Below are 18,277 nucleotides of genomic sequence, written 5' to 3'. Positions count from 1 at the left end.
TTGGGGCTATACATGGCCCCTCCCTGGACTGACCTGATACAACCGGCTTCCGCATGACTTCATACGCCGCCCCCGTTCAAAAATTCACGTTCTCCATTATCAAAGTGACTTTTATGATGCGTATATAAGACGACTGTAAAATCTGGTCAAACCGATTAAATAGATAGGTACTTCGCATAACCAGGAAAATGCTTAATGGAAAGCAGAAATTTGGGTAACTTTTTTTGAGGTATGCGAGGACGATTCTGTGCTAGGTGAGTGAAGTGCGCCACGCCGAATTTTTCAACTACGGAAAGGGCAATCCAGGTTGTCCCAAAGGTTCATGCAGTGCCCCGGAAATCACACCCAGCGATATTCTGTCCAGTCAGCGCAGAAAAAAACTCGCACGAGGCGGGCCAAGGCAGCCATGCTTGGAACGCGCAGATACGACGGGGGTTGCTGAGGGAGCTGGATAGTCCTCAGGGACAAGTGACTTTGCAGACAGAAAGGGGGAACCGGATTCGCCCGGAAGGTTCACGCGATATGGTTGCGGGTACTAGCGCTGTCGCGCGGACATTTCTGTGGGTCGCTGCTCAAGGACTTCAATCCAAGTGCGTGCCGGGTGTAACGCGTCCCTTGCTGACGTGATGAAAGAAAGTCCAGTTGAGCCACGGCTAGGCGGCAATGTGGTCAAGTACTCTCCACGACAAACTGCCGGTTCAGCATCCTCTCGCCATCTGGTTGAAAGTATTCATTTGGGCGCAGTGTCGCGCGCGCAAAGTTATCAACAGAAATTGTTCGCAAGCCTGTGGATAACCACCCCACAACCGCCCCAACTCCTTGACGCAGAACCCTTCTTGACCACTGCGCGCAAAGCACGGAGAGCGAAGTGCGAGAGCAAGACGCGGAGCGCAACCACCAAACCTGTTGCGCTCACCAAATCCAAAGCATCAAACCGACTTCACCGCCGACCTTCCCCCCACCCGCATAAACGCACTCCGCTCAACCAGCGCCCCAAACAGCAGCCCGATCGTCGCCCACATAATCGCCTGCATGCCCAGCGCCGCGACGCGGAATTTCCACAGCAGCACCGCCGGGAAAGCCTCCGGCACTTCGTTGATCGTGGGCATCGACAACTGCACCGCGGCGATGATCACGATGAACACCGCCGCCCCCACAATCGAGCCGTTCCACGCGCCAAGCTTCATAGCCGCACGGCGCCGCACCTTGAGCGAAAACACCATCGCGGCCAGCGATATCGCAATCATCAGGAAGAACAAACCCGTCCGCGTCCCAATCGTTTCAGGGTCGCCGACCGAAGGCGGGTTCGCCGGATACTTCAGATTCGGCACGACCGCCAGCGCAATGAACGCGCCAAGCGCAAGCCACGCGGACAACGCGCGCGGGCTCAATGCGCCCACTCGTCCATAGGCGTACGCGAACACCAGCGAGAACAGCCCGCCGAATGCCGCGCCGTAAGTCACCACGCCAGTCAACAGGCCGATACCCCGCTGCGTATCGCGGCTCACAATCTCGGGTTCAGCGGCCTCGCCTTTCGCGGCGTCGGCTTTTTCTTCGAACGAAATCGCCTGATTCACCTGCGGCTCGCCCACCACCCGGGCAAAGCCGAACGTGAGCAGTCCCGCGGCGATGCCTGCAAGCATCCCGCGTACCAACAATTTACCAACCATGGTCGACTCCGTTAGTGGCAGGGAAAGCCGAGCAGATGGCGGCCGTCGTGCACGAACTCATGCACGTACATGCCCGGCACCAGCGAGGTGGCGCCCTGTTCCGCACCCACGAAGTAAAGAGCGAGCAACAACAGCAAACCGCCGAACACGACCCAGGGCAACAACTCGCGCAGCGGAATCGGCGTGGGTTGAGCAACAGGCTGGTTGGCGGGATCGAAAACAGCGTCGTTCATGATGGACATCTCCTGGGGTAACGCGCCCCGATAGTCATTGCAGAGGATTGGTGCGAAGCTCAGGTCTGGCTTTCGGCTTGTGCTGCCGATTACAGTGGCGCGACCGCGCCGGGCTCTCACCGGCTTCCGCGCTTCGCAGTCCCGCTATTCTACGCGCTAAACTTCGGCACCCGGCAACGCAAAACGTACGCTTCATCCCGCTCGCGTTCGGCTTCGGGGCGCCGCTTCACAGGACATGAACAGAATGGACACTCGGCTGTTACTGATCAGCCACGCATCGACCGCCGCCCAGCGCGCAGGCCGTTTTCCTGCCGACGACCCGCTCGACGCCCGTGGCCTCGCCGAAGCCCAAGCGGCGCGCACGCGTCTCGCGACAGTGGACGACGCGGCCGCTTTCGTCAGCCCGGCCGTCTGCGCGCGCGAGACGGCAGCCGCCCTGGGCCTCGCGGCATCGGTCGACGCCGGTCTGGCGGATATGAACTACGGCGCATGGCAGGGGCGGCGGTTGGCCGACCTCGCTGCCGAAGCGCCGCAAGACCTCGCCGCATGGGCGCGCGATCCCGACGCCGCGCCGCACGGCGGCGAGTCGTTCAGTCAACTCGTGAAACGGGTAGGAGAATGGCTCGACGCGCAAAACGGCGCGAAGGATCGTGCACCCAACCATGCGCGCGACGTGATCGCCGTCACCCATGCGCCGGTGCTCCGGGCAGCGATCGTGCATGCGCTAGGGGCATCGCCCGCCGTGTTTCCGCGCATTGAAATCGCGCCGCTTTCGATAATCGAGTTGCGGCGCTCGTCGCGCGGCTGGACATGGTGGCCGGCCTCACGCTAGCCACCTTCGTGCGGCGGTTTACTTACCCGACACCACCAGACGCAGCTTGTTCGAACCGGTCGGCGTCAGCGTGATGTCGGTCCGCTTGCCCTTCGCACCCAGATAAAAGTGCTGACGTCCCGGCGAATTCTGATCGTGCGTGGCGTCCGGCAGACACGATGCGATGTCCGCCGCGACAGCTTGCAGCGCGTCTGCATTCGAACCGGCGTCGTGATGCGGCGTCCAGTTGCATTGATACGCACCGCGGCTCGCCGAACATTGCGCGTCGTCGCCATAAGGTTGCGCGACGCCCTTGCCGTCGTCCGGCGTCAATGAAGCGAGCCCGCCAGGGGTGGCCGCGACGATCCGTTTCAGCGAGGTACACGGGCTAGGCGCATCGTCGGCATATGCGCTGCCGGTCAACAAGACGCCCAGCGATGCAGCGGCAAGCGAGGTGACAAGTAATCGGGTTCTGTTCATGTCGGCGCGGTCCTTGAAGTCACTCACAGGTATTAGCGCGATAGCACGCTTCGTGCCCATGCGCACTCACAGCCCAGTAGCAAACAAAGCCGCCAGTCCTTGCGCCGAAGCAAAAATCCCCTTGGCATCGTGCCCGACACCATCGATCACATACGTCCGGTGCTTCGCCAATCCTTCCGGATGCCGCAACGTCATATAGCGCGCATAAGCCAGCCCGCGCCCGAGCCGGTGTTCCCCTTGCGCCAGCGCCGCGCATGAACGGTCGAGCGCCGGATGCTGCGGATCGCAATCCGCGCCGCCGAGCAGCACGGTGACGTCACGCTGCGCGTAACGCGCTTCGAGCGCTGCGGCAGAAGCCGCGTCGCCCGCATAGCCCGGCAAATCCTCGAGCCCATATTTCCAGCGATTGAACGACGGACACATCGCCCGATCGAACGCCGCGAATTCGCCGGACGCAACCGGCCGCATCGCATCGAAGTACACATATGACGAAGAATTCGCGACCACGTAGCGCAGCGCGATGCCGCGCGCCGCGAGCGGCGCCTCGTCGCGCGCCACCACCGCATAGCGCTGCACGACTTGTGCGCCGCCCGAGTGCCCCGCGATCACCACCTCGGCAAGCGACGCGAACTGCTCGCGCGAAGCAAGCGTATGCAGAATGGCGTCGAGCACATCGAACGAACTGATCGGCGCGGGACCCTCCGCGTTCTCCCCGCCCATCCAGCTCGTCCAGTCCCAATGCAACGTGGACGGCGGCACCTCGTGCGCCTCGACATCCGCCGTCGCGAGAAACTGCGGCACGATCAGCAGCGTATCGGCCGCACTGCCGCCGGCGAGCGCGCAGGAACGCTGCGCGAGTTCGAAATACGTGTCGCCGTTGCGCAGGCGGCCATGAATCAGAATCACGGCGCGTTGGACTTCGCGCGTCGGCGCTAGCCAGTCGCCGTTCGAAAACACGGGCACGGTGCCGCTGCCGGCTTGCGTCGTGACGCTCAGATGCCGGCTTGCGACGACCGTGACCGGATGCTCATTCGGCGCGCGTTCGTCGTCTGTGATGAAAGGCTGGGTCATGCAATAGGCTCGTGGTTGATCAATGGGTGGCGGGCCTCGCCGCCGCGCCGCCCGACATGCGTCCGGCGCGCGTGAAGTACACCATCGCGAGCGACACGAAGCCGGCAAAAATCAGGTAGAAGGCGGGCGTGAGACTGCTGCCGGTCACGCGCGTCAAGCCGGTGATGGTGAGCGGTGCCATGCCGCCGAACAGCGTCACCGCGATGTTGTACGAGAGCGCCACACCCGCCGAACGGCTGCGCACCGGGAACAATGTTGCGAGCATGCCGGGATGCGCACCGGACATTGCGGCGAGGAACACCGTGGCGATCATCTGCGCGATGAACAGATGCCCCGGCGTCGGATTCGTCACGACGAAGTGATACAGCGGATACACGCAGACCATCCACGCGATCACGATCGGATAGAACAACCGGTACGCGTCATAACGATCGGCGAGCTTGCCCGACAGCGGAAACAGAAACAGATTCAACACGCCGGACACGAACGCGCCGAGCAACGCGGTGGAGAGCGGCAAATGCAATTGCCGTTCGACATACACCGACAGATACGAGTGCCACACATAATTGGTCGCCGCCCCGATGATGATCACGCCCATCGCGCAGATCGCCGCATCGCCGTTGTCGCGGAAGAACTGGCGGATCGTGACGCGCGGCGGTTTGTCCTTGTGATCGAGCAGCCGCTCGAACTCCGGCGATTCGGCCACGCGATGCCGGATGTAGAAGCCAAACGGCCCGGCCAACGCGCCGAACAGAAACGGCAGTCGCCAGCCCCACGCCACCAGTTGCTCATGGGTGAGTTGCGTGGTCAGCAGATAGCCGACCCCGGACGACAGCAGCAACGCGAACGCCTGCGCCGACATATTGAAGCTGCCGTAAAACATCTTCTTGTGCGGCGGCGCATACTCGACCAGCATCGCCGATGCCGTCGCGAACTGTCCGCCCACGGAGAGCCCTTGCAACAGGCGCGCGAGCACCACCAGCAGCGGCGCCGCGATGCCAATGCGCGCATAGCCCGGCGTGAGACCCATCAGCAGCGTGCTGGCCGCCATCGAAATGATCAGCAGCGAAAGCGCTTTGCGGCGCCCCGCGCGGTCCGCGTAGATGCCGAGCAGAATGCCGCCGATCGGCCGCACGATGAAACCGACGGCGAACGTGGCGAGCGTCAGCATGATCGACACGAATCCACTGCCGCCGGGAAAGAACACTTGCGCGATGATCTTCGCGAAGTAGCCGTAGATCAGAAAGTCGAACCACTCTAAGCCGTTACCGAGGACGGAGGCGAAGATCGCGCGCCGCACCATCGACGGACTCAGGCCGTTCGACGTGTCGGCTTCGGACGCGGTACCGTCGCGTTGATTGAAGGTCGCTTCGCTCATTGCTCGCATCCCGGAGTGTCGAACATCGCCGCCAGCGCGCACACCGACGTCAGCATGCGCGCGCCGTTGTGCCCCACGCCCGGCACGATATGAAAGCGCTGCTTCAAACCGTCCGGATGACGCGACTGGATATACCGGTAGTACGCCTCGGCGCGCGCGACGCGTTGCGGCCCTTGCGCTTCGGCGGCGCAGGTTCTGTCGAGCGCGCTTTGCTGCGGATCGTCATCCGCGCCGCCGACGAGGTAGTCGATCCGGCGCGCCGCATAGGTCGCTTCGAGTTGCGCGGGTGTTCGGTCGTCGAGATAGGGCGGCCGGTTGTCCATGCCGTATTTCCATTGATTGAAGTCGGGACATTGCGCGGCATCGAACGGCGCGGCAATGCCTTGCGCGTTGGGCCGTTGCGCATCGAAATAGGCATACGTGGACGGACTCGCCACCACGTAACGCACGTCGATGCCCTCGCCGGTCAGCGCGGCGATGTTGCGCGCCGCGACGGCGTAGCGCTGCACGACTTGCCCGCCGCCCGAATGCCCGGCGAACACCACGTGCCGCAGATTGGGAAACAGCTTGCGATCGGCAAGACGCGCGACGATCGCGTCGAGCACCTCGTAGGAACTGATCGGCAGCGGCGCGCGCGCCGCTTCGCCGCCCATCCAGGCGTCGCCGGTCCAGCGCAGCAGATCGGCCGGTTCGTCATGCACGCGCGTGTCTAGCGTGGCGAGGAATTGCGGCGCGATCAACAGCGTGGCGTCGGGGTCCGCGTGCGCGGCATCGCGAGCATTCTGCGCGGTGCGAAAGTACACGTCCGCGTTGCGCAGCTTGCCATGAATCACGATCACCGCGCGCGACACTTGCGGCTGCGCGACGTTCCAATCCTTCGACAGATACAGCGGAAATTCCGCGTGCCCTTGCGGCGTGTCGAGCGTGAAGCGCGTATCCGAGATCGTCGCCACCGGCTTCAGATGCGGCTCGTAAGCATGGACCGCGAGCGCGGGTTGCGCGAGCGTCGCTAGCAGGGCAGCGACGGTTGACGCACACAGCACCCCAATACGTCGTGAAAGATTGAAAGTCATGCAGCTTGCTCCTGATCGCCGTGTACTGTCTTGAACGCGGCGCATCGTCGAATCCGTCGTTGAAAAACAGAGTATTCAGAATCGATGGCGAATGCCGAGCGTCACGCCGGTCTGGTTCGGACCAAACGCGGTGTCGCTCGTCAAACCGACGGGTGTGTACTGGTCGTTAGCGTAGTGCGTGGACGCGGCATACGCGACCGTTGCGTACACATCGGTTCGCTTCGACAGAATATAGTCCGCGCCCAGCACGCCCATCAACGAGTTCGACACGTTGTCCGCCTTGTTGCTCTGGTAGTACGCGGCGACCGTCAGGCGGAAAGCCGGCGCGATCAGATAGCGCACGCCGCCGAACCACAATGCCGACGACACCGACTTGCCCTTGGTCGGGTTAAACAAATAGTGCTCATAGCCGCCCATCAGCGTGACGTCGCCGAGCAGCTCGCGCGCCGAGGCGCTCCAGTTGCGCGACTTGGTCCACATGCCGGTCGAGTTGATCGCGCCGTTGCGGTAGTCGTAGGCCACCGCGGCGGCAAAGCTGCCCATGTCGTAATCGAGCGCGCCGCCGTAGGCCGCGCTGCTCTGAAACGAATCCGCGGAGCCGCCGAAGCTGTAATCCGCCGTCGCCGTCAAACCACCGAAGCGGCCGACATATTTGACCGAGTTGTTCACGCGCGCCTTGAACGAAAAGCCGTCGACGGAACCGGTGGTCGGCATCCACGTGTATTGCTGGCCGAACACCATCGGGTCGTATTTGATGAGCGTGTCGTACATCGCCGTGTACTGCAAGCCCGCCGACAGTGCGCCGTAGGCATTCGAAAGCCCCACTGCGGCCGTGCGGTTGAACAGCACGCCGGCGCTCGCGTTGGTGCCGTCGTTGCCGTTGAAGCCCGCTTCGAGAATGAAGAACGCTTTGTTGCCGCCGCCGAGATCTTCGGCGCCGCGAAAGCCGAAGCGCGAATTACTCAAGCCGCCGGAATTCTCGCGGACCAGCGAGCCGCCGCTGGCGCCGGCATGGTTGAGAAATTCGAGGTTGGTGTCGATCACACCGTATAAGGTGACCGATGCTTGCGCATACGCGCCGGCGCAACTCATGACGGCCAGGGTGGCCACCGCACATTGTTTTTTCATTGACGTCTCCACGTTTTGTTTTATTTCGCGTTCATTTCCTATGCGATGGACGAGATCGTAGGATCGGCCGTGGTAAATGTAAAATACCTGTTTTAAGCACAAACCATATTTATTCGATATGGCAGCGAGCCGACCTTCGAGCGCTGTCCGGGAGACGAAACACCATGGAGCTGCGGCATCTGCGTTACTTTCTGGCGGTCGCCGAAGAAGGCCAATTCACGCGCGCGGCAGAGCGGCTGGCCATGCAACAGCCTCCGCTCTCGCAACAGATTCGAACGCTGGAAGAAGAGATCGGCTTCGAACTGTTCGTGCGCATGCCGCGTGGCGTCACCTTGACGCCGGCCGGCCAGGCCTTTGCGGAAGACGCGCAACGCTTGCTGCAGAATCTGCAGCAGTCGGTCGAAAAGGCGAGCCGGATTGCACGCGGCGAGCTCGGCACGATTTCGATCGGGCTGACGAGTTCCGCGGCCTTTCATCCGTTCACGACCGAGGCGATCCGCGCGTTTCGCGCGGTGTGCCCCGAGGTCGCCGTCGAGCTTGCCGAACTCAACGCGGCGGAGATCATCGAGCGTCTGGCCGCGGGCCAGATTCAGACGGCGTTTCTACGCAAGCCGGTCGACGCGCGCGAAGGCGTGGCGTTCGAGTTGCTGCTCGACGAGCCGATGGTCGTGGTGTTGCCGGTCGGTCATCCGTTGCTCAAGGGCAAGAAGCGGCCGCAAGTGTCGCTGAAAGCGCTGGCGCACGAAGACTTCATTCTGGTCCGCCGCCCAGGCGCACCCGGCATGTACGCCGATATCCTCGCCGCGTGCCGGCAGGCCGGCTTCGTCCCGCGCATTGCCCGTGAAGTGCCGCGCATGGTGTCGGGCATCAACCTCGTGGCGGCTGGTCTGGGCGTGACGCTGGTGCCCGCTTCCATGCAGCGTTACGACCAGGTGGGCACGGTGTATTGCACGCTCGCGAACCCCTCGAAACTCAGCGCGCCGCTGCACCTCGCCTATCCGACGGCGTTGCATAACAGCGCGGCCACGCGCTTCATTCAACTGGTGAAGGAGCGCGCTGCTGGATGATCGCGTCGATGGGCACAGATATTGCGTTCTCGCCGTACCGGCTGAACAACCACCAGCCACTCATCGACGCCAAAACGCTACGCCATGTCAAACAGACAAGCCGCCGCCAAGCCGGCCCGCCTTTCCTCGGGAATCGAAGGAATCGACGACATCCTGGGAGGCGGTCTCACGCCGCACCGCATGTACCTCGTGGAAGGTGCGCCCGGTACAGGTAAAACTACCCTGGCCTTGCAATTCTTACTCAAGGGTGTCGAAGAAGGACAGGGAGGCTTGTACATCACCTTGTCCGAAACCCGCTCCGAACTGATCTCGGTAGCAGAAAGCCACGGCTGGAACATCGGCGGCTTCAGGATTCTCGAGCTGGTGTCGGACGAGGGTCTCGACCCGCAGTACGAGCAGACCGTGCTGCACCCGGCCGAGGTCGAACTCGGCGAGACGGTGCGCAACGTCATCCAGCAGGTCGACGAACTCAAACCCGCGCGCATCGTGCTCGACAGCCTTTCCGAGTTGCGTCTGCTGTCGCAGAACCCGTTGCGTTACCGGCGGCAGATTCTCGCGCTCAAGCGCTATTTCGCCACCCGTGAATGCACGGTGCTGCTGCTCGACGACAATTCGGCCGATCCCGGCGACGTGCAGCTGCACAGCATCGCGCACGGCGTGGTCAGCCTCGACAATCTCGTGCACGACTACGGCGGCAACCGGCGGCGCGCGCGCATCGCCAAGATGCGCGGCATCAAATTCCGCGAGGGGTACCACGACTTCACGCTCGACACCGGCGGCATCCACGTGTATCCGCGCCTCGTCGCGGCGGAACACCACGCGACGTTCGACACCGAGCCGGTCAGCACCGGCACACCGGGACTCGACGCGTTGCTCGGCGGCGGTCTGATCCCCGGCACCAATGCACTGATGATCGGCCCGTCGGGCGTCGGCAAAACCACCACGGTGGTGTCGTGCCTGGTCGCGGCGCTCGAACGCGGCGAGCGCTGCGTCTACTACGTGTTCGACGAGACCCTCGTCACGCTGATGATCCGCTGCGCGACGCTCGGCATGCATCTGGCGCCGCACGTGGAGAGCGGCCTGCTGACGCTGCGCCAGATCGATCCGGCGGAAATCTCGCCCGGCGAATTCGCCAGCGACGTGCGCCAGTCGGTCGAGAAGAGAGACGTCAAGTACGTCGCGATCGACAGCCTGAACGCCTATCTCCAGGCCATGCCCGGCGAGCGCTATCTGCTGCTGCAAATGCATGAACTGCTCGGCTATCTGAACCAGCAAGGCATCATCACGATGCTCGTGCTGGGACAGCACGGCATTATCGGCGAGGTGCAGAACGATATCGACATAAGCTATCTGAGCGACGTGGTCGTGCTGTTCCGCTATTTCGAACACCACGGCGAAGTGCTCACCGCCGTGACGGCCGTGAAGAGCCGCGCCAATGCCCACGAGCGTTCGATCCGCCAGTTCCGGCTCGGCGGCAACGGCGTGGAAGTGGGCGAGGCGCTGCGCGACTTCGAGGGTGTGCTCTCCGGACTGCCGGCTTATCGCGGCAGCACCGCGCTGCTCGGTGCGACGAACCGCGTCATCGACACGTCTGGGCAGTAAGTCATGGAGCAACGCGTCCTCATCCTGGCGCCGTTTGGCCGCGACGCCGATGTGATTGCCGAAGTGCTGCACAAAGATAAGCGCCTTTGCGTGGCCTGCCGCGATGCCGACACGCTCACCGCGGCGCTGGACGCCGGTGCGGGCGCCGCGTTGATCGCTGAAGAAGCGCTCGCGGGCAACCATGCGATCCGGCTTTTCACCTGGCTCGAACAACAGCCAGCATGGTCCGATTTCCCGTTCATTCTGCTCGCCGCCTCACGCCTCGGACATCGTTCCGAACGTGGCCTGGAAGTGCTCGAACGGCTCGGCAACGTGGTCGTGCTCGAGCGCCCGCTGAATTCGGAAACGTTGCGGCGCGCGGTAGCGTCGTCATTGCGGGCACGCGCGCGGCAATACGAATCGCGCCGCCATCTGGCCGAGCGGATCGAAGCGCAAGAGGCGCTGGTGCAATTGAACGACTCGCTGGAAAGCCGCATCGCCGAACGCACTCACGAACTCGCCTCCGCCAACAACAGGTTGATGATGGAAATTCACGAGCGCGCCAAAGTGCAGGCCGTGCTGGTGCAATCACAGAAGATGGAAGCGCTCGGGCAACTCACCGGCGGCATCGCGCACGACTTCAACAATCTGCTGAACGTCATCATGGTCAATGCGGAGCTGATTGCCCGCGTGAGCAGCGACGAGCGCCTTCGCGGCATGGCCGCCACCGTCAAACGCGCGACCGAACGCGGCGCAAAACTGACGGGACAGTTGCTCACTTTCTCGCGTAACAGCAACCTCGATCTGAAAGCGGTGGACGTGGTGGCGTTGCTGCAAGGCATGCGCGACATCATCACGGTGTCGCTCGGTTCAAGCATCCGCTATACCAACGAGTTCGATGGCGAAGAGATGTGGACACAGGCCGACGCCAATCAGCTCGAACTGGCCGTTCTCAATCTCGCCATCAACGCGCGCGATGCCATGCCGGGCGGCGGCCAGCTCGGCATTTGCGTGAAGGTGCGCGAGGCGCCCGATCAGACACTCGATGAAGGCCGCTACGTAGTGGTCGAAGTCGCCGATTCCGGCTCGGGTGTGCCGGCCGATGTGGTGTCGCGCGTCTTCGATCCGTTCTTCACCACCAAGCCAATCGGCAAGGGAACCGGGCTCGGCTTGAGTCAGGTCTACGGCATTGCGAGGCAAGCTGGCGGCACGGCGCGTCTGTTCAGCGAGGAAGGCGTGGGCACCACGGTCGAGATCTGGCTGCCGTTGCGCGAGCGCGTGGCGCCGCAGGCCGAAGCGGCGTCCGATGCGGAAGCGAACGTGGTCGGCGAAAAGCGCGTCCTGGTGGTCGAAGACGACGGCGAGGTGCGCGCCATGCTGGTCGAGTCGCTGAGAATGCTCGGCTACACCGTGACCGAAGCCGCCGACGGACGCGCGGGCCTGAATCGTTTGCAGGACGACAACCCGGACTTGCTGATGGTGGACTTCGCGATGCCCGGCATGAACGGGATCGACGTGATCGCCGAGGCGCGCAAGATGCGCGAGGATTTGCCGGTGATCCTCGCAACGGGTTATGCGGACGTGGACATTTCCGGGCTGGCCGTGAAGCGCTGCACGATTTTGCGCAAGCCTTTTCAACTCGATGATCTGGCGCGTACGGTAAGGCTCGGACTCGCGGCTTGAGCGACGTTTGCATGGCGAACCCCGGCGCCTGTCAACGCACGCGGCCACATCGCGCCGTCACAAAAAATTCCAATTCAATAGTTTGCTAACGAATTTTTTGGAAATACAATACCGGCCATGTCGAATCTCGATACCTTGCGCCGGACAGTCAGCAGCACGCTGGTCGTCGCCGCCCGAAAATGGCGGCGCACGAGTCACGGCGTGCTGGCGGCCTTCAATGTCTCCGAGGCGTGCGCCACGCCGCTCCTGACCGCCAGCCGCCTCGGCGCGGCGGTGCGCCAGGTCACGCTCGCCGATCACATCGGCATCGAAGGGCCCTCGCTGGTGCGGTTGCTCGATCAACTGTGCGCCGCAGGTCTGATGCGTCGCGACGAAGACCCCGAAGACCGCCGCGCGAAAACCGTGGTGCTCACCGAAGAAGGCCGCGCCGTCACCGCGAAAATGGAAGAAGAACTAGTCACGTTGCGGGCGCTGGCGTTGAAAGACGTCTCGCGCAGCGATCTCGAAGCGACCTTGCGCGTGCTGGCCGCGTTCACCGCCGACGCCGGCGAACGCGCCGATCAGAACAGCGATCCCAGCGGCGATCCGGACCGCGATGAAGGCGTTCAACGCGCCTCGGTCAAACCAACGCAGCACGCCAGCCAACCCCGCAAAGCTACCAAAGCGAACAAAGGCAAAGCAGACACCGCCGCGCCACACAGCGCCAACGATCCGGCGTAACGGTTTATGGTCTACCCTTCCCTTCGCGACTGGCTGTTCTCCGTCAAGACGTTTGCCGCGGCGATGATCGCGCTCTACATCGGCCTCGCGCTCGAACTACCGCGGCCGTATTGGGCGATGGCGACCGTCTACATCGTGTCGAACCCGTTTGTCGGCGCGACGCGTTCCAAGGCGCTTTATCGCGCGCTCGGCACCATGCTCGGCGCCTCGGCCGCGGTGCTGCTGGTGCCGCCCTTCGTCGAATCGCCGTATCTATTCAGCGTGATCGTGGCGCTCTGGACCGGCACGCTCCTGTATCTGGCGGTGTTCGACCGCACCGCGCGCAGCTACGTGTTCCTGCTGGCCGGCTATACGATGCCGATCATCGCGCTGCCCTCGGTGACCAATCCGGGCGGCGTGTTCGATCTCGCGGTCAGCCGTACCGAAGAGATCACGCTTGGCATCGTTTGCGCGAGCATTGTCGGCGGCGCGCTGTTTCCGAGCCGGCTTGCGCCGACCATCATCGAGCGAACCGACGCATGGTTTCGCGACGCCGCCTTCTATGCGACCGAAACGCTCTCCGGGCGGATTGCCGGCTCGGCGATTTCGGGTGCCCGGCAGCGCATCGCGGCCACCATCAATGGTCTGGAATTGCTGCTGAGCCAGCTTGCCTACGATCACACCCGGCCCGACGTGCTGGCGCGCACGCATGAACTGCGCGGACGCATGCAGTTGCTGCTGCCGATCATGTCGTCGCTCGCCGATCCGCTGATCGCGCTCTACAACAGCGGCCGGCAGACGTGGCCCGAGGGTCTGGAAAGCCTGCTCGCCGACGTCATCAAATGGTTCAATGAGCCGATGCCCACCGTGAGCGAAGGCGATCACCCCGACCCGACCGCCGACGCGCTGCGCGAGCGCATCGCGGCGATGCAGCCGCCGCCGTCCGCACTCGCGGGCTGGGACGCCGCGCTGCTCTCGAACGCACTGTGGCGCATGAAACAGGTGATCGACGTCTGGCAGGACTGCCGCTCGCTGCGCATCATCATCACGCGGGAAGAAGGCTCGTGGCGCCCGCGCTTCCGTCATTGGCGGCTGGGCGGCACCGAGCGCTTCTACGATCACGGCATCATGCTGTTCTCCACCGGCTCGGCGGCGGCGGCCGTGATTCTCGCGTGCAGTTTGTGGATCAGCTCAGGCTGGAACGACGGCGCGAGCGCGGTCACGCTCGCGGCCGTGGCGTGCTGCTTCTTCGCCGCGCTCGACGAACCCGCGCCGTTCGTGTTCCGCTTCTTCGTGGCGACCGCGATCAGCGTGGTGGCGGCGGGCGTCTATCTGTTCGTCGTGCTGCCGCACGTGCATGACTTTCCCATGCTGGTGATCATGTTCGCCGCGCCGTTCATCTTCGTCGGCACGCTGATCCCGCGCCCGCAGTTCAACCTGGCCACGGTGCTGGTCGCGGTGAACACGGCCACCTTCATCAGCATTCAGGACGCGTACGACGCCAACTTCCTGGTGTTCATGAACAGCAATCTCGCGGGCCTCGCCGGCTTGCTTTACGCGTATCTGTGGACGCGCGTGACGCGGCCGTTCGGCGCCGAACTCGCGGCGGCCCGTCTGCTGCGTTCGAGCTGGGCCGACGTGGCGCTCACGGCATCGACGCGGCCGATCCACGATCCGCGCAATCTCGCCGCGCGCATGCTCGACCGCCTGATGCAGTTGATCCCGCGCCTTGCCGCGACCGACGACCATCGCCATCCGTCGATCGAAAGCTTTCGGGATCTGCGCATCGCCTTCAACGCACTCGATCTGCGCCGCCTGACCCACAAGCTGGGCGGCGAAGCGCCCGCCGCGATCGATCACGTGCTCGACGACGTGCGTCAGTACTATGAAAGCTGCGTCAATCGCCGCAAGCGCGAGCCGGTGCCCGACAGCCTGATGTCGTCGATCGACGCCGCCGTGGCGCGCGTGACGGCACAAGGGCTCGCCAACGCCGATGCGCCGAGCGCGACCTCGCAAACCTCGGCACGCCGGTTGCGTGAAGCGCTGCACGCGCTGGTCGGCTTGCGTCTTTCGCTGTTTCCGGCCACGCTGACGACACCGACGCCGCCCGAACCGGAGGCCGCTGCCTGATGCGCCCAACTCGTCGCGACTTTCCAGCCCTCTCCACCCTTTTCCACTTCCCGCGATGATCGGTGAAATCGATATCTTCGGCGTGTTCGTGCCGGCCGTGCTCGTGCTGATGTTGGTCGCGTATCTGATCAACCTGGCCATTCGCACGGTGCTCGCGCGCGTCGGCTTTTACCGTTTCGTCTGGCATCGCTCCATCTTCGATCTCGGCATCTATGTGCTGGTGCTGGGCCTTGTCGTTGTCGTTTCGCACAGACTAATAACGTGAAAAAAACCTGGTTCTCCGTCGGTCAAATTCTGCTGACCTTGATCGTCGTCGTCGTCGCCGCCTTCGTGCTGTGGAAACTGGTCGGCTACTACATGTTCGCGCCCTGGACCCGCGACGGACACGTGCGCGCCGACGTGATCCAGGTCGCACCGGACATCTCGGGGCTGATCTCGTCGGTCGAGGTAGTGGACAACCAGCAGGTCAAGCAAGGCCAGGTGCTGTTCGTGATCGATCAGGCCCGCTATACGCTCGCGCTGCGCCAGGCGCAGGCCACCGCGCAACAACGCCGCGCCACGCTCGATCAGGCGCGCCGCGAAGACGCGCGTAACCGCAAGCTCGGCAACCTGGTCGCGGCGGAGGTGTCGGAAGAAAGCCGTTCGCGCGTCGAACAGGGCGAGGCCGCGCTCGCTGATGCGAATGTGGCTATCGATACGGCGAAGCTGAATTTGCAGCGCGCCACGATCGCGAGTCCGGTCGACGGTTATCTGAACGACCGCGCGCCGCGCGTTGGCGAATATGTCGCGGCGGGGCGGGCGGTGGTTTCGGTGGTGGACATGCATTCGTTCCGTGTCGATGGCTATTTCGAGGAAACCAAGCTGGGTGGCATCGACATCGGTCAGCCAGTCGATATCACGGTGATGGGCGAGCCGGCCGTGTTGCGTGGACACGTGCAGAGCATCGTCGCCGCGATCGAGGATCGCGACCGCACGCAAGGCTCGAATCTGCTGCCGAATGTGAACCCGGCGTTCAGTTGGGTGCGGCTCGCGCAACGGATTCCGGTGCGTGTGGCGCTCGATGAAGTGCCTGCGGATTTCCGCATGATTGCCGGGCGCACGGCGACTGTGTCGGTGCGTGATCTGTCGCCTGGCGGTAAGAAGCATCCGGATGCGGGGGCGTCGGGTGCGGTAGCGGCTTCGGCGTCGGCGTCGGCTACGTCTGCTGTTCCGGCTGGCTCGGCTGCACAGCCGGCGTCGGCGGCGGTCTCATCATCGGGCGCCTCGCAATGAAGCTGTCGCGCGCCCTGCCCTTATTGCCGTTGCTGCCGCTATTGCCGTTGGCAGTCGCGCTGAACGGCTGCATCAACGTCGGTCCCAACTACTCGTTGCCGCAACAGGCGCTCGTCAACGCGCCGCTCGCCAATGCGCCGATCGAAGGCGCCGATACGTCCCTGACGACGCGTCAGAACGTGCCGCCCGTGTGGTGGAAGCTATACGACGATCCAGTGCTGAACGGACTCGTCGACCAGGCGCTGCAATCGAACACCGACTTGCGCGTCGCTGCCGCGAATCTGGCGCGCTCGCGTGAAGCGCTAGGCGTCGCGCAAGCACAAGGCGGATTTTCCGGCAAGACGTCGGCGCTGATCGAACGCGCGCAGGAGTCCGCCGAACAATACCTGCTCACCGAGAAACTGCCGGTCGTGAATGAAGGCGACATCGGCATCAGCGTCTCGTATGAAATCGATCTGTTCGGCAAGCTGCGGCGCGGCGTGGAAGCGGCGCAAGCGGACACCGAATCCGTGCAGGCCGCGAGCGAACTCGCGCGGATCACCGTGGTGGCGGACGTGGTGCGCTCTTACGTCGAGCAGTGTTCGGCCGCCGAGGAACTCAGGATCGCGCAACAGTCGCTGGCCTTGCAGAAACAGCGCGTGGACGTTTCGCGCCGCCTGCGCGACGCGGGCCGCGGCAATCAGCCCGACGTGACGCGCGGGCAGACCCAGGTCGATACGTTGTCGGCCGATATTCCGCGGTATACAGCGCGCCGCAAGATCGCGCAGTACCGCCTCGCGGCGCTGCTTGCCCGCGCGCCGTCCGACCTGCCGCCGGCCGTGCTCGCTTGCGACAGGCTGCCGCAAATCCGTCAGCCGATTCCAGTCGGCGACGGCGCCGCGCTGCTCAAGCGCCGACCGGATGTGCGCGAGGCAGAGCGTCAACTGGCGGCGTCCACCGCGCGTATCGGCGTCGCTACCGGGGCGCTGTATCCGACGGTGAGCATCGGTGCGTCGGCGGGTTTGACAGGCATTCTGGAAGACCTTGGCACGTCGCCCACGGCGCGCTGGGGCTTCGGTCCGCTGATCAGCTGGACGTTCCCGGCGAACGGCGCGCGTGGCCGCGTGCGTGAAGCACAGGCGTCGAGCCAGGTGGCGTTGGCGAAGTTCGACGGCGTGGTCCTGACCGCGCTGCGCGAGACCGAAACCAGTCTCGCGACCTACGCGTCGGACTACGCCCGCGCCGACGCGCTGCGTGCCGCGGTGAGGTCGGCCACCGAGTCGGCGGATGAAACGCACCGGCTGTATCGCGCGGGACGTGAGTCGTTTATTTCGGATCTGGATGCGACGCGCACGCTGACGTCGACGAAGTCACAGGCGGCGGCTGCGGATGGCCAGGTGGCGATCGATCAGGTCAATCTGTTCCTCGCGCTTGGCGGAGGGTGGGAAGTTGATCCGCAGAACGCGTCCGGCAGTTCGACGCCAGCGGCTGCGGTGCCGGTTAAGGCAACGCCGGTGCCGACGGCTGCAGCGAAAGCGCCTTAAAGCGGCTTTTCATTTGTGATTGTCTAACGCGGCCAGCCTATCAAGGTTCGCTTTAGACAATCCGCTTGCCGACCGATCTACCGCGGCGGCACCACTCCGCGCTCACACGTGCGCACATTCCGCGCTTCCGCCTTTAACTCCCGAGCGATCTGCGCGACCGCATCTTCAGCACGCGCCTTGCCGCACATGAAAATATCGAGCGCGGCGAAGCGATGCTCCGGCCACGTATGAATCGTGACGTGCGATTCCGCGAGCAGCACGACACCCGTCACACCATGCTCGCCGCCGAAGTGATGAAAGTGCGCAGAGAGTACCGTAGCGCCCGCAGCCTTAGCCGCGTTTAACAGAATCGCCTCGAGCGCTGCGGGATCCCGCAGCATGTCCGCCGCGATACCGCCGAGATCGGCCAACACATGCGTGCCATAGGCATCACGCGGCGCAGGCGCGGATATGGCCGTCACCGCCCTCACTTGTGCGA

The 18,277-nt window shown here is 63.8% G+C and carries 17 protein-coding genes and 1 riboswitch; of the genes, 9 read left to right on the top strand and 8 right to left on the bottom strand.

Annotation, left to right across the window (positions count from 1 at the left end; translation table 11 throughout):
* Window positions 1–929 precede the first annotated feature (929 nt).
* Together P0D96_RS25635 and P0D96_RS25630 are read right to left on the bottom strand one after the other, a co-directional pair.
* Window positions 930–1,670: a CbtA family protein gene (locus P0D96_RS25635; RefSeq protein ID WP_408178595.1), complete on the bottom strand. Its 741-nt coding sequence runs from the start codon at window positions 1,668–1,670 to the stop codon at window positions 930–932.
* An 11-nt stretch (window positions 1,671–1,681) separates the two neighbouring features.
* Entirely contained in the window at window positions 1,682–1,903 is a 222-nt protein-coding gene (locus P0D96_RS25630; RefSeq protein WP_408178594.1) for a CbtB domain-containing protein, read from the bottom strand.
* Window positions 1,904–1,905: 2 nt separating this feature from the next.
* Window positions 1,906–2,059, bottom strand: a riboswitch (adenosylcobalamin (AdoCbl) riboswitch).
* Window positions 2,060–2,147: 88 nt separating this feature from the next.
* On the opposite strand from P0D96_RS25630, the gene P0D96_RS25625 reads away from it, so the two are divergent.
* Window positions 2,148–2,735 (top strand): histidine phosphatase family protein, encoded by a 588-nt coding sequence (locus P0D96_RS25625; RefSeq protein WP_408316080.1) that lies wholly within the window; start codon window positions 2,148–2,150, stop codon window positions 2,733–2,735.
* Between the two features lie 18 nt (window positions 2,736–2,753).
* Here P0D96_RS25625 and P0D96_RS25620 read toward each other — a convergent pair whose 3' ends face one another.
* The 5 genes from P0D96_RS25620 to P0D96_RS25600 form a co-directional block, all read right to left on the bottom strand.
* Window positions 2,754–3,194, bottom strand: a complete 441-nt coding sequence (locus P0D96_RS25620; RefSeq protein ID WP_408316078.1) for a hypothetical protein — start codon at window positions 3,192–3,194, stop codon at window positions 2,754–2,756.
* 66 nt (window positions 3,195–3,260) lie between these two features.
* A complete protein-coding gene (locus P0D96_RS25615; protein ID WP_408316076.1) occupies window positions 3,261–4,265 on the bottom strand; it encodes an alpha/beta hydrolase in 1,005 nt (334 codons plus the stop codon).
* Between the two features lie 19 nt (window positions 4,266–4,284).
* Window positions 4,285–5,643: an MFS transporter gene (locus tag P0D96_RS25610; protein WP_408316074.1), complete on the bottom strand. Its 1,359-nt coding sequence runs from the start codon at window positions 5,641–5,643 to the stop codon at window positions 4,285–4,287.
* Window positions 5,640–6,716 carry an alpha/beta hydrolase gene (locus P0D96_RS25605; RefSeq protein WP_408316072.1) on the bottom strand — a complete coding sequence of 359 codons (1,077 nt, stop codon included), beginning with the start codon at window positions 6,714–6,716 and terminating at the stop codon, window positions 5,640–5,642. The genes P0D96_RS25610 and P0D96_RS25605 overlap by 4 nt, the downstream gene beginning before the upstream one ends.
* A 75-nt stretch (window positions 6,717–6,791) precedes the next feature.
* Complete coding sequence (locus P0D96_RS25600) at window positions 6,792–7,844, bottom strand: porin (protein ID WP_408316070.1); 1,053 nt, start codon at window positions 7,842–7,844, stop codon at window positions 6,792–6,794.
* 164 nt (window positions 7,845–8,008) lie between these two features.
* On the opposite strand from P0D96_RS25600, the gene P0D96_RS25595 reads away from it, so the two are divergent.
* The 8 genes from P0D96_RS25595 (at window position 8,009) to P0D96_RS25560 (ending at window position 17,799) form a co-directional block, all read left to right on the top strand.
* Window positions 8,009–8,911, top strand: coding sequence for a LysR family transcriptional regulator (locus tag P0D96_RS25595; protein WP_132383907.1), 903 nt, complete (start codon window positions 8,009–8,011; stop codon window positions 8,909–8,911).
* An 84-nt stretch (window positions 8,912–8,995) separates the two neighbouring features.
* On the top strand, window positions 8,996–10,513 hold the full coding sequence (locus P0D96_RS25590) for an ATPase domain-containing protein (protein ID WP_408316068.1): 1,518 nt from the start codon (window positions 8,996–8,998) through the stop codon (window positions 10,511–10,513).
* 3 nt (window positions 10,514–10,516) lie between these two features.
* A complete protein-coding gene (locus P0D96_RS25585; protein WP_408178584.1) occupies window positions 10,517–12,175 on the top strand; it encodes a response regulator in 1,659 nt (552 codons plus the stop codon).
* A gap of 117 nt (window positions 12,176–12,292) precedes the next feature.
* The gene (locus P0D96_RS25580) at window positions 12,293–12,895 is read left to right on the top strand and encodes a MarR family winged helix-turn-helix transcriptional regulator (RefSeq protein WP_408178583.1); all 603 of its coding nucleotides are present in this window, start codon (window positions 12,293–12,295) and stop codon (window positions 12,893–12,895) included.
* A 6-nt stretch (window positions 12,896–12,901) separates the two neighbouring features.
* Window positions 12,902–15,004 carry an FUSC family protein gene (locus P0D96_RS25575; protein ID WP_408287134.1) on the top strand — a complete coding sequence of 701 codons (2,103 nt, stop codon included), beginning with the start codon at window positions 12,902–12,904 and terminating at the stop codon, window positions 15,002–15,004.
* A gap of 55 nt (window positions 15,005–15,059) precedes the next feature.
* Complete coding sequence (locus P0D96_RS25570; protein WP_115778589.1) at window positions 15,060–15,269, top strand: DUF1656 domain-containing protein; 210 nt, start codon at window positions 15,060–15,062, stop codon at window positions 15,267–15,269.
* On the top strand, window positions 15,266–16,276 hold the full coding sequence (locus tag P0D96_RS25565; protein ID WP_408178581.1) for an efflux RND transporter periplasmic adaptor subunit: 1,011 nt from the start codon (window positions 15,266–15,268) through the stop codon (window positions 16,274–16,276). The genes P0D96_RS25570 and P0D96_RS25565 overlap by 4 nt, the downstream gene beginning before the upstream one ends.
* The gene (locus tag P0D96_RS25560; RefSeq protein ID WP_408316066.1) at window positions 16,273–17,799 is read left to right on the top strand and encodes an efflux transporter outer membrane subunit; all 1,527 of its coding nucleotides are present in this window, start codon (window positions 16,273–16,275) and stop codon (window positions 17,797–17,799) included. Before P0D96_RS25565 ends, P0D96_RS25560 begins: the two co-directional genes overlap by 4 nt.
* 77 nt (window positions 17,800–17,876) lie before the next feature.
* Here the strand turns inward: P0D96_RS25560 and speD are convergent, their stop codons facing one another.
* Window positions 17,877–18,260 (bottom strand): adenosylmethionine decarboxylase, encoded by a 384-nt coding sequence (gene speD / locus P0D96_RS25555; RefSeq protein ID WP_408316064.1) that lies wholly within the window; start codon window positions 18,258–18,260, stop codon window positions 17,877–17,879.
* Window positions 18,261–18,277 lie beyond the last annotated feature (17 nt).

This window comes from Paraburkholderia sp. RL17-347-BIC-D (assembly GCF_046027915.1).
Taxonomy (GTDB): domain Bacteria; phylum Pseudomonadota; class Gammaproteobacteria; order Burkholderiales; family Burkholderiaceae; genus Paraburkholderia.
This window is presented reverse-complemented; position numbering and strand designations above follow the sequence as displayed.

Excerpts from the sequence above, each read along its gene's own strand:
- P0D96_RS25635 (WP_408178595.1), bottom strand. The coding sequence starts at position 1,670 with ATGGTTGGTAAATTGTTGGTACGCGGGATGCTTGCAGGCATCGCCGCG.
- P0D96_RS25630 (WP_408178594.1), bottom strand. The coding sequence starts at position 1,903 with ATGAACGACGCTGTTTTCGATCCCGCCAACCAGCCTGTTGCTCAACCC.
- P0D96_RS25625 (WP_408316080.1), top strand. The coding sequence starts at position 2,148 with ATGGACACTCGGCTGTTACTGATCAGCCACGCATCGACCGCCGCCCAG.
- P0D96_RS25620 (WP_408316078.1), bottom strand. The coding sequence starts at position 3,194 with ATGAACAGAACCCGATTACTTGTCACCTCGCTTGCCGCTGCATCGCTG.
- P0D96_RS25615 (WP_408316076.1), bottom strand. The coding sequence starts at position 4,265 with ATGACCCAGCCTTTCATCACAGACGACGAACGCGCGCCGAATGAGCAT.
- P0D96_RS25610 (WP_408316074.1), bottom strand. The coding sequence starts at position 5,643 with ATGAGCGAAGCGACCTTCAATCAACGCGACGGTACCGCGTCCGAAGCC.
- P0D96_RS25605 (WP_408316072.1), bottom strand. The coding sequence starts at position 6,716 with ATGACTTTCAATCTTTCACGACGTATTGGGGTGCTGTGTGCGTCAACC.
- P0D96_RS25600 (WP_408316070.1), bottom strand. The coding sequence starts at position 7,844 with ATGAAAAAACAATGTGCGGTGGCCACCCTGGCCGTCATGAGTTGCGCC.
- P0D96_RS25595 (WP_132383907.1), top strand. The coding sequence starts at position 8,009 with ATGGAGCTGCGGCATCTGCGTTACTTTCTGGCGGTCGCCGAAGAAGGC.
- P0D96_RS25590 (WP_408316068.1), top strand. The coding sequence starts at position 8,996 with ATGTCAAACAGACAAGCCGCCGCCAAGCCGGCCCGCCTTTCCTCGGGA.
- P0D96_RS25585 (WP_408178584.1), top strand. The coding sequence starts at position 10,517 with ATGGAGCAACGCGTCCTCATCCTGGCGCCGTTTGGCCGCGACGCCGAT.
- P0D96_RS25580 (WP_408178583.1), top strand. The coding sequence starts at position 12,293 with ATGTCGAATCTCGATACCTTGCGCCGGACAGTCAGCAGCACGCTGGTC.
- P0D96_RS25575 (WP_408287134.1), top strand. The coding sequence starts at position 12,902 with ATGGTCTACCCTTCCCTTCGCGACTGGCTGTTCTCCGTCAAGACGTTT.
- P0D96_RS25570 (WP_115778589.1), top strand. The coding sequence starts at position 15,060 with ATGATCGGTGAAATCGATATCTTCGGCGTGTTCGTGCCGGCCGTGCTC.
- P0D96_RS25560 (WP_408316066.1), top strand. The coding sequence starts at position 16,273 with ATGAAGCTGTCGCGCGCCCTGCCCTTATTGCCGTTGCTGCCGCTATTG.